14 protein-coding genes and 1 tRNA gene are annotated in these 14,452 nt (G+C 36.7%); 10 read left to right on the plus strand and 5 right to left on the minus strand.

Annotation, left to right across the window (positions count from 1 at the left end; translation table 11 throughout):
• Positions 1 to 204 precede the first annotated feature (204 nt).
• Entirely contained in the window at positions 205 to 1,395 is a 1,191-nt protein-coding gene (locus WCQ00_03980) for a methyltransferase domain-containing protein (GenBank protein ID MEI6042694.1), read from the plus strand.
• An 85-nt stretch (positions 1,396 to 1,480) separates the two neighbouring features.
• On the plus strand, positions 1,481 to 2,455 hold the full coding sequence (locus tag WCQ00_03985) for a CAP domain-containing protein (GenBank protein MEI6042695.1): 975 nt from the start codon (positions 1,481 to 1,483) through the stop codon (positions 2,453 to 2,455).
• Positions 2,456 to 2,545: 90 nt separating this feature from the next.
• Here WCQ00_03985 and WCQ00_03990 read toward each other — a convergent pair whose 3' ends face one another.
• From WCQ00_03990 to secG, 4 genes are all read right to left on the minus strand, one after another.
• Entirely contained in the window at positions 2,546 to 3,715 is a 1,170-nt protein-coding gene (locus tag WCQ00_03990) for an MFS transporter (protein MEI6042696.1), read from the minus strand.
• A gap of 98 nt (positions 3,716 to 3,813) precedes the next feature.
• Entirely contained in the window at positions 3,814 to 6,018 is a 2,205-nt protein-coding gene (locus WCQ00_03995) for a ribonuclease J (GenBank protein MEI6042697.1), read from the minus strand.
• A 33-nt stretch (positions 6,019 to 6,051) separates the two neighbouring features.
• Complete coding sequence (locus tag WCQ00_04000; protein ID MEI6042698.1) at positions 6,052 to 7,902, minus strand: ABC transporter substrate-binding protein; 1,851 nt, start codon at positions 7,900 to 7,902, stop codon at positions 6,052 to 6,054.
• Positions 7,903 to 8,050: 148 nt separating this feature from the next.
• Positions 8,051 to 8,281, minus strand: coding sequence for a preprotein translocase subunit SecG (secG, locus tag WCQ00_04005; protein MEI6042699.1), 231 nt, complete (start codon positions 8,279 to 8,281; stop codon positions 8,051 to 8,053).
• A 291-nt stretch (positions 8,282 to 8,572) separates the two neighbouring features.
• Between secG and WCQ00_04010 the strand changes: the two genes are divergently transcribed.
• The 7 genes from WCQ00_04010 (at position 8,573) to WCQ00_04040 (ending at position 12,889) form a co-directional block, all read left to right on the plus strand.
• Positions 8,573 to 9,157, plus strand: coding sequence for a LemA family protein (locus tag WCQ00_04010; protein MEI6042700.1), 585 nt, complete (start codon positions 8,573 to 8,575; stop codon positions 9,155 to 9,157).
• 13 nt (positions 9,158 to 9,170) lie between these two features.
• Positions 9,171 to 9,467: a hypothetical protein gene (locus WCQ00_04015; protein MEI6042701.1), complete on the plus strand. Its 297-nt coding sequence runs from the start codon at positions 9,171 to 9,173 to the stop codon at positions 9,465 to 9,467.
• A gap of 3 nt (positions 9,468 to 9,470) precedes the next feature.
• Positions 9,471 to 10,448 (plus strand): M48 family metallopeptidase, encoded by a 978-nt coding sequence (locus WCQ00_04020; protein ID MEI6042702.1) that lies wholly within the window; start codon positions 9,471 to 9,473, stop codon positions 10,446 to 10,448.
• A 28-nt stretch (positions 10,449 to 10,476) separates the two neighbouring features.
• The gene (locus WCQ00_04025) at positions 10,477 to 11,004 is read left to right on the plus strand and encodes a GNAT family N-acetyltransferase (protein MEI6042703.1); all 528 of its coding nucleotides are present in this window, start codon (positions 10,477 to 10,479) and stop codon (positions 11,002 to 11,004) included.
• A 39-nt stretch (positions 11,005 to 11,043) separates the two neighbouring features.
• Positions 11,044 to 11,130, plus strand: a tRNA-Ser gene (locus tag WCQ00_04030).
• A 211-nt stretch (positions 11,131 to 11,341) separates the two neighbouring features.
• Positions 11,342 to 11,851 carry an NUDIX hydrolase gene (locus WCQ00_04035; GenBank protein MEI6042704.1) on the plus strand — a complete coding sequence of 170 codons (510 nt, stop codon included), beginning with the start codon at positions 11,342 to 11,344 and terminating at the stop codon, positions 11,849 to 11,851.
• 210 nt (positions 11,852 to 12,061) lie between these two features.
• Positions 12,062 to 12,889, plus strand: coding sequence for a Bro-N domain-containing protein (locus tag WCQ00_04040; protein ID MEI6042705.1), 828 nt, complete (start codon positions 12,062 to 12,064; stop codon positions 12,887 to 12,889).
• A 53-nt stretch (positions 12,890 to 12,942) separates the two neighbouring features.
• On the opposite strand, the gene WCQ00_04045 is transcribed toward WCQ00_04040, so the two are convergent.
• Positions 12,943 to 13,569 (minus strand): hypothetical protein, encoded by a 627-nt coding sequence (locus tag WCQ00_04045; GenBank protein MEI6042706.1) that lies wholly within the window; start codon positions 13,567 to 13,569, stop codon positions 12,943 to 12,945.
• A gap of 308 nt (positions 13,570 to 13,877) precedes the next feature.
• On the opposite strand from WCQ00_04045, the gene WCQ00_04050 reads away from it, so the two are divergent.
• Positions 13,878 to 14,333 carry a hypothetical protein gene (locus WCQ00_04050; protein ID MEI6042707.1) on the plus strand — a complete coding sequence of 152 codons (456 nt, stop codon included), beginning with the start codon at positions 13,878 to 13,880 and terminating at the stop codon, positions 14,331 to 14,333.
• The last annotated feature ends 119 nt before the right edge of the window (positions 14,334 to 14,452 follow it).

The raw sequence follows: 14,452 nt of genomic DNA on the forward strand, positions 1-14,452 counted from the left end.
AGTTCCAGAAGGCGAACAAGGTACCAGGTACGGGATTCTTTGGGAAGATGACGAGAGGGGTGGTGGGGAGGTAGTTCTGTATGTACTTGTTGTAATCAATAAATTCGAGACGCTAAGCTCGGGTTTATTTTTTTGTACCTGTTGCTATTTCCTCATTTATATTGTATGATTGCTGGACTAAATTACACAAATACCAATATATATATGAACAAACCAAACAATAAGGGATTCCAGAGATCAAAGCCAAAAAGTACGTCCAGAAGCGCCTCAAGAGGGGCTCCAAGCAGTGCTCCTATATTGTCTGCACCCAGAGCACCTAGATACTCTCCAAGTACCTCAAGGTACTCACCATCACGTGGTGCAAAAGGTTCATCGGGCCGTTATTCAAACAATCCTAAGTTTGTAACTTCATATGCTTCAAGAGGAATAACAAAGCATGCTCCAAGTAGTGCGCCTAGAATTATTCCAAAGATTTCAACTAGAATGGCACCTGACTATGCTCCAAGGATTGCGCACGCACGTGTTTCAAGAGACGCTTCAATTGGTACTCCTGTTGTTGCTTCAAAAAATAACACATCATGGGGAAATGAAGCTGAGTGGTACGATAACTATCTAGCTGACAGTGATTCATATCAGAAGCAAATAATCATGCCTAATATTATAAGAATCATTAATCCTACAGTGGGACAGAAGGTTCTGGATGTTGCTTGTGGACAAGGTCTTTTTTCTGAATCAATGATTGATAAGGGGGCAAATGTAGTAGGGGTGGATATTTCTAACGAGTTAATTACGGTTGCTAAAAATAGATTCAAGGATAAGATATCAGAAAATGACGCCTTCATAGTTTCACCAGCTCATAAAATGATTTCAGCCGGAGTTGAAGAGAAGTCATGTGATTCTGCAATGTGCATACTAGCGGCACAGAACATTGAGGAATTTGATATAGCTCTTAAGGAGTCTGCAAAGATATTAAAGCCAAAGGGAAAAATGGTAATTGTGTTAAATCACCCATGTTTCCGTGTTCCAAAGAACTCTGATTGGTATTTTGATGCAGAAGGTGGGGGACCTGAGGGAGACCCATCGTACACTATTGTTAATGGTAAAAAGGCAGGAAGATACGGAAGAGTTGTTTATAGTTACATGAGTGAAGAAGTTATAAAAATTGATATGCATCCAGGAGAAAAAGATAGAAGAAAGAAATCTTATACAACATCATTCCATAGACCGATGCAGGTTTATAGTAAGTGGCTTGCTAATGCAGGTTTTGCAATACTAAGAATTGAGGAATGGACAAGTCACAAGAAGAGTAATCCAGGGACAAGAGAATTAGCTGATAAAAGATGTAAAAAGGAAATTCCTTTGTTTATGTGTATTGAAGCTGTACTGTGGGACTAGTTTTTGTTTTTTGGGGTCAGGCACCATGGTGCCTGACCCCAAATAGTCGTGGACTTATGGGTAAAATTATCGTAATATTACCGACATGAAGATATATAGGTTATTACTTACAGTTCTAATATTTTTCATAGTTATCTATGCTTTTAGGGGGTATTTAAGACCCTCAGATTATGGTTTGGTTAATAATTCTATATTACAAACACTGGGTGTTTCAACAAATACCTCAAGTACCACAGCTGATGCAGGATTGGAACTATCAGCAAGTTCATCTCCAAGCCTATTGGATAAAATCAAGGAGATAGACACTAAAATAAACAATTATACTATAAATAGAGATAAACTATCTCCTGTTATAGGTAATAATAATTCGTCAGATGTTGAAAATAGATTAACCACAGATGGTATTTTCTTTGCCGCCAATTCAGAAAGAGTAAATCAATCACTGGACGTTCTTAAAAGGAATTCTGTTTTAGATATTTCTGCACAAATTAAACTTAACGATATGTTTAGTAATCAATACTTTGAACATGTCTCACCAAGTGGTACTAGTGTATCCGATGTTGTGAACGGTGTTGGATATACTTTTCTCGTTGTGGGTGAAAACCTTGCGCTTGGAAACTTTGCAGGGGATTCTAAGGTTACCGCTGCTTGGATGGCAAGCCCAGGACACAGAGCAAATATATTAGATAAAAGATATACAGAGATAGGTGTTGCTGTTGGCTATGGTATGTATAAAGGTCAAATGCAATGGTTGGCAGTTCAGCATTTTGCTAGACCTATGTCGTCATGTCCATCTCCAAGTGCTGGAATTAAGACTAAAATTGCCACCGATAAGAACGATCTAGTTCAAAGAGAGGAAGACATTACTACTATGAAAAAAGTTGTAGATAAGACTGAGTCATCTGACGCTAATTTCACATTAACAGTATCTAGTTATAATGCACTTGTTAACGATTATAATAATAGACTTAAAAATCTTAGAACAGAAATAGCTAACTACAATGAACAGGTTAAGAACTATAATACTTGTTTGGATTCAGTTACGCTGGCAACACAATAAGACACATAGAAATACTCCAGAGACGTTATGCGCCTCTGGAGTATTTCTATGTGTCTATGTCTTGTAATCATTGTGACGATGAGGATCTCCTTATGTAAGCTTCCTTGCGTATCTTACCCCAAGTAGCATTATTAAGGCTAATATTATCCATGAATACTCTGTACCCATCGTAAAAATTGCTACCGTTGCAACAGCTGGAACTATCAAAAAAGGAATACTTCTGGCCATTCTAAATAAGCTAATGTAGCCTGAGTTTGTTGCTTTAACATGTTTGAAGAAATATATTTCTGTTGATACTTCAACTATACTTGCTCCAATTCTAGAGACAAATAATATTGTTGCCCAAAATATAAAGTTCTTGTCTGTAATAAAAGACATTATTAGTACGGAAAAAGCCATAATTAGGAAACCAAAAATTAAGACCATTTTTTCATCATGTCTTCTGTCTTCAATTTTTCCAACCAGGAATTGAAATAGTATAAAAGGAAGTAGTGCAATACCTAAAATTAAACCAACTTCTTCCCAGTTAAAGCCGATGTCCTTTATTAAGTAAAGCGGCATGTAAATTACCATCCAACAGTAGAAAACATTCAGTAGAAAATCATCGATAAATACATCGTAAACATTTTCAGAATTTAAAAAGTGTTTAATAGTACGAGTTATATCTATCTTGGGATATTCAGGATCTTTGAAGTTCTTAAAATTCAAAAGAATGATTAATAGGAATGGAATTAAAAATAGAGCTGATATGGAATATATTTTCCAATACTCAGTACTTTCACTTAGTATAAGCCCAACCATAACGGGGGTTATTATTGGAGCTAGATTATATACAGTTAGATACATTCCTCTGACACTACCTACGTATTTTTGCTCCGTGTTTTGTTCTAGAAAAATATCTAAGCAGTAGAAAAGAATAGGACCAATTCCTTGATGTATCACAAAGAATGCAGCAACAGCAAGGCTCCATGGAAGGAATGCAATACCAAGTAGTATGGATAATTCTACTCCAGTTAGCATAAGTATTAATCTAAAATTACCTCTTTGTCTTAGGTATTTTGGAATAAGGAGAAAGGTTGAGATACTGGCTAGTGCTCCAAGCATGTAAACGATACCAACCTGAGTTTCAGATAGGAATCCAGAAAGAAAGCTTGAGTTTATAAAGTAAATTAAATATGTGTGAAAGGAGAGAAGAAGAACTGATACTAGTATGACCAGTAAAACATTTAATGTTTTAATTTTATTCACAATTTTATCCATGTATTTATTTTAGCACAGACTAGGGTTGGGCACCAAAAATTGGGGTCAGGCACCATGGTGCCTGACCCCAATTTTTGTTTTATTCTAATTTATTTATACTATACGCAAATCATCACCGGAATGATAATAGGCTTCTTAGCAGTTTGTTGGAAAAGAAATTTTCCCAATGACTCTGAAACAACGTCTTTAACGTAATCAATGTTAATAGGATGAGAACCTTGAGTAACCTGCTCAATACAGCTCTTAACAAGGTATCTAGTCTCTCTAAGTAACTCCTGTGACTCACGCAAGTAAACTGAACCTCTTGAAATAATATCAGGAGACTTCTTAAGCTTACCAGTTGAAGCATTAATCAATGCGATTACAACGAATATTCCATCTTGAGATAAGATCTGTCTATCTCTAATAACAACATCCTGTATATCTCCAATAGTGAATCCATCAACCATAACAGTATTGTTTGGAGCTTTTGTAGAAAGTCTAACTAGCTTTGTTCCTCCGTCTTGGATTTCAATAATAGTACCGTCGTCTGGAACAATTACATTTTCCTTTGGAACTCCAAGATTCTCGGCAAGCTCAGCGTGTAATCTAAGCATATAGTGATGTCCGTGAATTGGAATAAAGAATTTAGGACGAAGTTTTCTGTGTAGCCATTCAATTTCACCTCTGTTTCCGTGTCCTGTTGAGTGAATATAAACATCAGAAGTTCTATAGTGAATAATCTTTACACCAAGTCTCGCAACATTGTCTTTCAACTTTTGAACAGCCTTTTCATTTCCTGGAATAATTGATGAAGACAAAACCAGTGTGTCTCTATCTGTTAATCTGAAATTCTTAATACTGTTTGTAGATGCGCGCATTAGGAATGCAAATTCATCTCCTTGTGCACCTGTTGCAAGTACAACAATCTTATCTGGTGGGTATTGATCAATTTCAGCACCACTGATTACAGTTCCTGGTTTGATTTTTAACATTCCAGCGGCAATTGCAATGTCCACGTTATTCTTCATACTTCTTCCTTCGATAATCAATCTTTTACCATACTTCTCACAAGCCATGATGACGTGTGCGATACGGTGAAAGTGTGAAGCAAACATTCCCATTATAAGTCTACCGTGTGTAGCTCTAATTATTTCATCGAGGTTCTCATGAACAATATAGTCAGGTGTAGAGAATCCTGGGTTTTCTATGTTTGTAGATTCACCCATAAATAGCAGAACATTTTTACCATCGAAAAGATCGTAATTTTTCTCTTCCTCTGCAGTAACAACAGTCTCTCTGTGATCTAGCTTAAAGTCTCCAGGGTTAACAATCATTCCATAAGGAGTATCAACGATAACACCCATGGCATCTGGAATACTGTGACTAACACCAAAGAATCTAACACTGATGTTTCCAAGCTTAACTGACTCTCTATCTCTTTCTACGATTCTATAATCAACTGGTGGAAGATGAGGAAATTCAGATTGACGCTTCTTAATCATCAAAGAAGTTAAATTTCTTGTGTAAAGTGGGGGATTACCAATTCTGTCCATAATAAATGGAAGCCCTCCAATGTGGTCTAAGTGACCGTGGGTAATGATAATTGCTCTAATCTTATCCTTTCTTTCTTCAAGATATTTTGTGTTAGGAAGAATATAGTCAATACCTGGTGTATCAGTGTCTTTGAATTTAAATCCTGCGTCAATAATGATGATATCGTTTCCGATTTCAATCAATGACATGTTCATTCCAATTTCTTCAACTCCTCCAAGTGGAATAATTCTAATGTTTTCTCCTACAGGAGGAATATGTAAACTCTCAGGTGCTTTTTGTACATCTGATGCGTTTGAAACAGTTCTCTTTGTTGGATCAGCTTTTTTGTGTCTGCTAATTTGAGTTCTTCTTTTTGGTCCACGAGCAGGCATCATTTGGTCGCCCTGAGGTTGTCCTTGGAACGCTCCTTGTCCTTGTGGTGCACGATCATTATATTGTCCAGCATCTCTTGGTCCATAGTCAGCTTGATTGTTTTGTTGTGGGCCTTGTTGCGCATTTGAGCGAGCGCTGTTTACGCTTCTGTTGTACTCAGCAGAGCTTCTCGGTCCTGTCGCTGATGCTGACGGGTGAGCTGACGATGTTGGAGTTGATGTACGAGAAGTGCTTTCTGTTCCAACAGCTCTCTCTATTGCCATATCAAGGCTTTTGTCTAGGTTGTTATCATTGTTATTACCACTATCTTGCGCTGTATTTGTACTAGCATTTATTATTTGCTGAAATGGCTTAACGATAGGTGGTCTTGTGTTATATGAGTTTCTGTAGTTCATTTTGTTAGTTTTAATTTATTTTAATTTGTTGTTTTATTTTTCCGTATTTGTCTTTATTAAGAATTTCCAAATATTTTCTGTATCCGTATACCATTTGTTTACATTTGCAAATCTTTCCGATGAGTGATTAAGATTTTCTATCGTTATGCCTTTTGCTCTGCCTGATGTTAAATAAATGTAGTCTGGTGAATAAAGGAAGATTGCTGGTACATCGTTATTAATTTCTTTTTCAATGCTTTTGTATGCTTCCAATCTGTTGCCGTCATCTGTACTGCTTCTTGCTGTGTCTAATAGTTTGTCTACTTTTAAATTTGCGTACAATGCGATGTTTAGCCCCGGATCGTTTCTCTGCGATGAATGCCAGAAGGGGTATAGGTCTAGGTCTCTGTTTATAATGTTTCCAAATAGTAGTGCACTATACTTTCTTGGTCTGATTACTTTTGAGTTTAGATCTGCTGGATCAAATATTTCTAAATCAACTTTTGCTCCAATCTTTGCCCATATATCCCTCAGTTCTTCTGCCGTCTTTTTTAATTCTGGAATGTTCGATGTTGAGAACGAGAAGGTGAGAGTCTGTGTGCTTGATGTCTTTCCTGTTTTTGTAACCTTGGTCATTATTCCTTGATCGTTCATTTTCCAACCTGCGTCTGTTAATATTTTTTTGGCGACTTCTATGTTGTCTATCTCTATGGGTTTGGGATTATCTGCGTCTGTTGTGTTTCCGTTTATATCATCTGTTTCGGTTACGTCTTTTGCTTTATCTAAATCAGTTTGTTGATCATATGGTATTGGTCCCGTTGCAGGAGTAGCAAATCCATTGAACACATTTTTAATTAAAGTATCTCTATTAATTGCTGTATTAAGAGCTTGTCTCACTTCTTTGTTTAATAAAACTGGAGCCTGACTTTGATTAAAGAATACTGCAAAAAGTCTTGGTAGTGTTGATTTAACAACATGTTCATTGCTTGATGAAATGCTTTTAATATTAGCTTTCACCGCAGCAGCTGGTGTTATTCCACCTAGTCCATCTATTTCACCTTTATTGTATGCGTTTACCGCATCGTCTTCATTTTTATAAAATTTAACTACGAAATCTTTGATAAGAGGTTTTCCTCCTTCATAATTTGAAAATGATTCTAGAGTATATGACTGATATATTCCTGAACTATCACGAGATGATGATTTTATCTTATAAGCTCCAGCTCCAACAGGCTCTCTATTGAAGGCACTGATGTCAAAGGCCTCTGGTGAAACAACTGACCAGATATGCTTTGGCAAAATACCCATAGCCATGTTCTCAATAAAAGGTGCATAAGGTTTCTTAAGAATGAACTTAATCTCTGTTGGACTAACTTTTTGAATTTGAACACCATTCCAGTTCAATGCTTTTGGACTATTGATTTGAACGTCAGATACTTTTTGAATTGTGAATTCAACATCATCTGTTGTAAGTGGGGAACCATCGTGAAAAGTTAAATTACTCTTAAGTTTGAAGTCGTATGTTAGACCATCGTCAGATACAGTATATGAGTCTGCAAGTTCAGGAACTAATTGACCACCTTCTGATGGCTTAAGAAGTCCAGCGTAGATAAGGGAAGTCATGTCCTTGTCTGCGTCAGTGTAGCTGATAAGTGGATTGATGAATCTTGCGTACCCAACAATACCTTCTGTATATGTGCCAGTATATGTTGGTACTGAAACTGTAAAGGATTTGTTTACTACATCCAGTATTGCTAACCCACTTATTATAAATACAACTAGCAATGCATAAAAAATAGTCTTTTCAACAATGCTAAAAGATTTAATAGTAATTTTTATTCTATTTAGGAGACTTGATTGATTGACTCTAGTTGATTCCAGAGTTTCGTTTGTATTTTCGCTCATGTGTGCTTTCGCGTTTTAGAATGGTACCTAGATAATTTTTTGATAGAGCAAAGTGGTTCTTCTTGGAGATTGTACGGCAAAATACCGATTTATGTCCTATTTACCCGAATCTGTAGAGTATTATAGAGTTCTGTGAAAGGTAATAGGTTTATGCAAGGCGTAGAGCAATAATTGCAGATGCAACAAACAATAGTGTAAGAACAATTGTTGCTATAAATAGAAATTTCTCAAATCCACGTCTAGTTCTCCAACTTGAAACAGTATCACTTCCGCCAAATGCACCTCCTGCGCCAGCTTCTGAGTGTTGCAACAGAATAAAGACCGTTAATAGAACGGCTAGCACGATTTGTATAATAGAGAGTATTGAGCGGATATCCATCGTTGAAGACAGTATAGCAGATATGCAAAGGGAGTCAATATCCCATCCGAGGAAAACACATCCATATTGTGAACACGCCAGTTTCTTGCTAGAAACTGACTCTGCTCGCTGCAGCTCGCAAGTTTCACATATGGATGTGTTTTCCTCGGATGAAATGAGATATTCCAACTTCATGTTTGGTAGGACTATTGTATATGGGATGAATAGCCTTTTTGGTAGGGCGTGGTAAAATAGTAGGGTATAAATATATAAGGTATTTAACCCTAGTATTTATCGACATAATAAACAAACATGAACTTAACTTACATAATAATAATTGTTGCGGTATTGGTGGTTCTTTACTTCGTTGCTATTTATAATAAATTTATAAGACTTGGTAATAATGGAAAGGAGGCGTGGTCTGACATAGAAGTGCAACTTAAGAGGCGTTATGATCTTATCCCTAACTTGGTAAATACAGTTAAGGGATATGCTACACATGAAAGTAGTGCATTTGAAAAAGTTTCTAATGCTCGTGCGGCTGCGATGGGTGCAGGAACTGTTGCAACAGACGGAAGTAGTGAAGCACTTGCTGCAAAAGCAAAGGCAGAAGGAGAATTAACAAATACTTTGAAGTCATTATTTGCTGTAGCTGAGGCGTATCCTGAACTTAAAGCAAATACAAACTTTTTGGAATTACAAAGAGAGTTGTCAGATACAGAAAACAAGATTCAATCATCAAGAAGATTTTACAATGGAAATGTTCGTGATTTGAATATCGCTATTGAAAGTTTCCCATCAAATTTTGTTGCAAAGATGTTTAGTGTACAAAAGATGAATCTATTTGATTTACCAGATGGTGATGCAGCACAAAATGTTGTAGAGGTTAAATTCTAGATAGTATAATCATATGAGTGAAAATATACCTCAAGAGAAATTGGTGGACAGAGATTCTGTTTCAGAGTTACTTGATAAAAATTTAACCTACATTTTAAAATTAGCTGAAGCTGAAAACCTTTCTGATAATCAAGCCGTCTTCTCTATGACGGAAAGTATTGCTGATGCAATGATACGAACAGAAAGACCAGAGTTTTTGGACTATCTAAGTACAAGTGCTATAAAACACGCAACAGAGAAGGGGGCTGAGAGAATAGAAAAGGCTATCGATGCTTTTATATCAAGATACAGTGAAGGCTCACAAAAATAAATTATGGCGACTCTATACACTCACAAAAGTTCTAATATTTGGAAAACATGGCTATTAATGGCTGTGTTTTTGGTCTTACTGGTTGTTGTTGGATATTTTGCTAGTTTATATTTTGGTAATGTGAATATATTATATATTGCACTTATTTTCAGTTTGTTTATGAATGTTTTGAGCTATTGGTATTCTGATAAAATCGCTCTGTCTATGTCAGGTGCACGAGCAATTGATATGAAAAATGCGGAAGAGCGAGAAATACACAATCTACTTGAAAATGTTTCTATTACAGCAGGACTTCCAACCCCCAGATTGTTTATTATTGTCGATGATGCACCAAATGCATTTGCAACAGGACGTAATAAAGAACATGGAGCTGTTGCTGTAACTACGGGGTTGCTTAAGATACTCGATAAAAGTGAATTGGAGGGTGTGCTTGCGCATGAGTTATCGCATATTGGAAATAGAGATACATTGCTTTCTACGGTTGTTGTTATCTTGGTTGGTCTTGTTGTTATAATTTCCGACATGGTCACAAGGTCTATGTTTTTTGGAGGAAGAAGAGATAGGGATAGTGATAGTCAAGCTGGAAATATTTTGATGATTGTTGGAATTGTTTTTATAATTCTTTCACCAATTATTGCAAGTATTATTCAGTTAGCAATTTCAAGAAAGCGCGAGTTCTTGGCGGATTCAACAGGGGCTTTAATTACTAGATATCCTGAAGGGTTGGCTAATGCACTTAGAAAAATTTCTGGATATGGTGCGCCGATGATTCATGCAAATAATGCAATGGCTCATTTATATATTTCTAATCCATTTGGCGCAAAGGCAACAAACGGAATTGCAAAGATGTTTATGACACACCCTCCAGTTGAGGACAGAATTAAGGCTCTGTTGGGGGAGAAGGCTGCACAAAATATGATGGGGGATAAGGATTCGCAAAATATTGCGGGGGAGAATGGAGCCGGGAAGAAAGTTGTTTAAATTAAAGACTACTAACAAATTAAATTCAATGCATACAAATATTACAATTCAAAAAGCTACGCCAGTTGATGTCCTTGGAATTGGGGAGGTTTTTTATAAAACATGGCTTGCAACATACCCAAATGAAGAAATTGGTATAACAACTGAGGATGTTGAATTCAGGTTTAAGGATAGAAAAAATAGAGATGGAAGCAAGTTTGCAAATATTCCTGATAATGAATTGTTTCTAGTTGCAAAAGAAGGCGACGGTGTTGTTGGGGTGTGCGATCTTATAAAACATCATGAGAAGAATGAATTGAAAGCAATTTATATTTTGCCAGAATATCAAGGGAGGGGAATTGGAAAAAAGTTTTGGAACGAAGCGTTAAAATTCTTTGATCTAAAAAAAGATACTATTGTAAATGTTGTTACTTATAATAATAATGCTATTGAGTTTTATAAGAGACTTGGTTTTGAGGATTTGGGAAAAAGATTTATGGACGAGCATTTCAGAATGGAAAGCGGAGCGATTCCACCAGAGATGGAGATGGTGATGCCAGCGGGCAAAAGTTTATAGGCAAAAGTTCCTAGATTATGTTAGAGTGTTAATACAAAAGGAGAGATGGCTGAGCGGTTTAAAGTACCACCTTGGAAAGGTGGCGTGGGTGAAAACCTGCCGGGGGTTCGAATCCCCCTCTCTCCGCAATGATTGAACGAAGTGAGCGAATGAAGGAGAGAAGCGATGCATTTTAATGCATCGCGTGGGGGATGAGAAAAGTCTGAGTTTATCGCGCGGAGCGTAGCGAGCACGATACGAAGACTGTACAGAAGCTGTAAGCTTCGAATCCCCCTCTCCGCCGAATATACATAGATTAAAAAAGCGTCAAACATTGAAATAAAATTATTATTTAAAAATGGAAATCAAAAAAAATATAATATCACCATCGGGTCAAAAATTTGAGATCACTTATAATGATGTTGATGAGGATAATGCTTTTATCGGAAAGAAAATGGAAAGCGTAAGAGCCTATTGTTTTATTAAAGATTTGTTGGTGGTTGTACATGAAGCTGCAGGATACTGGGGAATTCCTGGAGGTAGTATAGAAAATGAAGAGAGTGTGAGAGATGGTGCAGTTAGAGAAGTGATGGAAGAAACAAATATGAAGATTCTGAAAATGAAATTTGTGGGAATGCATGAGACCATTAGTTTATCAGGGGAATCAGCATTTCAAGCCAGGGTGGTTTGCTTGGTAGAACCTGTAGGGGATTTTATAGAAGACCCAGCTGGGGAGATCACAGAGATAAAGCTAATGGACCCGTATGAGTTTATTAAATTAGATGATTATCAGTGGGATGAAATATCTAACAGGATGTTGGAAAGAGCTATGGAATTTAAAAAGCAGATGGAGATGGAGGCTAATTAAGTCGAATGAATTCTTGATTTGCAAATTTTTTAAACCTGATATACTTATAATACAAAAAACAAACCTCTGCCGTGGGCAGTATCATCGATTAAACATTAATTGAAGGGGGTTGGTGAACTACAAAGAATCAAATTATTAAGGACGGGTTATTAAATTAAAAAACATTTATAAAAATCGTTTATTGTTAGAAGTATTTTAATATAAAAAAATATGCAAAAAGACAAAATAGCTATATTTGAGGGAAAGAAGGTTAGAAAAATTATTCACAATGATGAGTGGTGGTTTTCTATTACAGATATTGTTGAGGTTCTAACTGGTGCCACAAATTCCCGTGTTTATTGGGGTGTAATGAAAAATCGTCTTAAGGATGATGAAAAAGTTCAGTTGTTTACAATTTGTAAACAACTGAAATTAGAGGCTTCAGATGGCAAAAAATATGAAACAGACTGCGCTAATACGGAAGGCGTCTTTCGTATAGTACAGTCTATTCCATCGCCAAAAGCCGAGCCTTTCAAAAGATGGCTTGCAAAGGTGGGATATGAACGTGTTCAAGAAATAGAAAATCCAGAATTAGCGCAACAGAGAATGAAGGATCTTTATGAGAAAAAAGGATATTCAAAAGGGTGGATAGATAAGAGGCTGCGCGGAATTGCAATTCGTCAAAATTTGACCGATGAATGGCGCGAGCGTGGAATATTTGCAGAAAGAGATTTTGCTATTTTGACATCAGAAATTTCTAAGGCAACTTTTGATTTAACACCAAGTGAGCATAAGGAATTAAAAAGTTTGAAGAAAGAAAACTTAAGGGATCACATGACAGATTTGGAATTAATTTTTACAATGCTTGGTGAGAAAGTTACTACTGAAATATCGGAGAATGAAAAACCTGAAACTTTTGAAAAAAACAAAAAGGTTGCAAAAAGGGGTGGTGGAGTCGCTGGTCAGGCAAGAAAGTTAACTGAAAAGGAGCTTGGTAGGAAAGTTGTTTCAAGTAAGAATTATTTGAAGACACCAGAAAATAAAAAGCTGACAAAATAAAACCTCCTCCAACGGGTGCTGAAGGAGGGGTGTCTTGGTGTCGAGTGTTTTTTTTAGCGGTCCAAGTTGAGAAGATTTTCTTCAAAGTTAACGGTTCTCTCGAGGTCAATAAAAACATTCAAAAGTTCTCGGCGCTTTTTCACATGCTCTTTGATTGCATCACCTAGCCGTTGCCAAATTTGGTTAGGCGTACGGTTGGTGAACTCCCAGAAGGAATCATCGAGTGCTGTTGGTGCACACAACACTTCCATAGGGGTACAGCGTCGAAGGTTGGTATGTTGTCCATGGTTTTCGTAGGTAATATTACTGCGAACCTGAACGGCGTACCAATTACAACTCCGATCCAACATCCAGAGTTTTTGAGTTACTCCATCTGGACGACCTTCCATGGCGGGGTCATCATTAAAGTGAAAGGTGTTATCAGAAACATTGTCATCACCCAGAGGAAGAATACCTCGATTATCAAGGAAAGGAAGATATTCAGCTCCCTTAACAAGATCCTTGAGTGTATGACGACCAAAGTCATCATACAGTAAAGCAAGTTCTCCTAGCGGGTTAAATGTAAGTTCGTACATATAGGGCTTGATCATGTCGATTCGGGATTGGATCACCCGGAGCCACTCTTCTTGCGTGAGCAGTCCTTGAATAAGTATTTTTGCAGTCTCTCTATCTAGTTTCATGTTACTTTATGTGTTGTTCCACCCGGCGTGCCATAGTGGAGTTTTTTGTGCAATACAGGTTTTGAGGTCTGTAAGTTCGCCCTGAATTGGGCGTTCTGATATAAAATGTACCACAGTTATTTAATATGTACATAGGACATAGACTTGCTTGCCACAAGTCAATTAAAGCAATAGAATTAGTGTACCTGTTCAATTTAGGTAGGTATTAATATATTAAATAATACTGTTATATAGTTGCCGATGATATTACCAATTAATTAATACTTATATTTTTTATAAAATGTAGGATAACAAATAAAATTATGTCTATGGAAAAATTTGCGGAACCAATAAGATTGGAAATAAAAGAAGGAAAGGATAAGACTGTTTTAGTAGAGATAGCAAAATGGAGAAAGATGTTAAGTATTTTAGGCGCAGGAGCACTTGCAATTGGAGCTATTCATACTGGATTAGAAAGAAGTCATGTAGATGGTGAAGAAAAGGATTCTAAAGATGCTAGTGAGGCATACTCAGCTTCTGGAGGAGTAAGTGGTGAAGCTAAGGAAATTCCGTTTTCTTATACACTACAGGACGTTGATGGTTTACTAGTGGACCTAGATAAGAAGATTCTATTAGGAGGAGTAACTGACGAGCAAATGGATACACTGAAGACCATGATCAAGCAAGCTGATGAATATGAAATATATCTTCAGAACTTAAATTTAAAACCTGATGGTGGAACTACGGAGAGTGGTTACGTTGATGAATCAAAGCCAACTAACTAGTTTCTAGTGTATATATAACAAAAAATCACCATACCTGTAGTGTGGTGATTTTTGTTTTAACTAAGAAAAGAATGGTTCCTTTTAAGGCTGATGTTTGAGCTTTCAAAATAGATTCAAAC

The organism is bacterium, from assembly GCA_037127815.1.
Taxonomy (GTDB): Bacteria; Patescibacteriota; Minisyncoccia; order Phycocordibacterales; family CAIZLB01; genus CAIJKW01.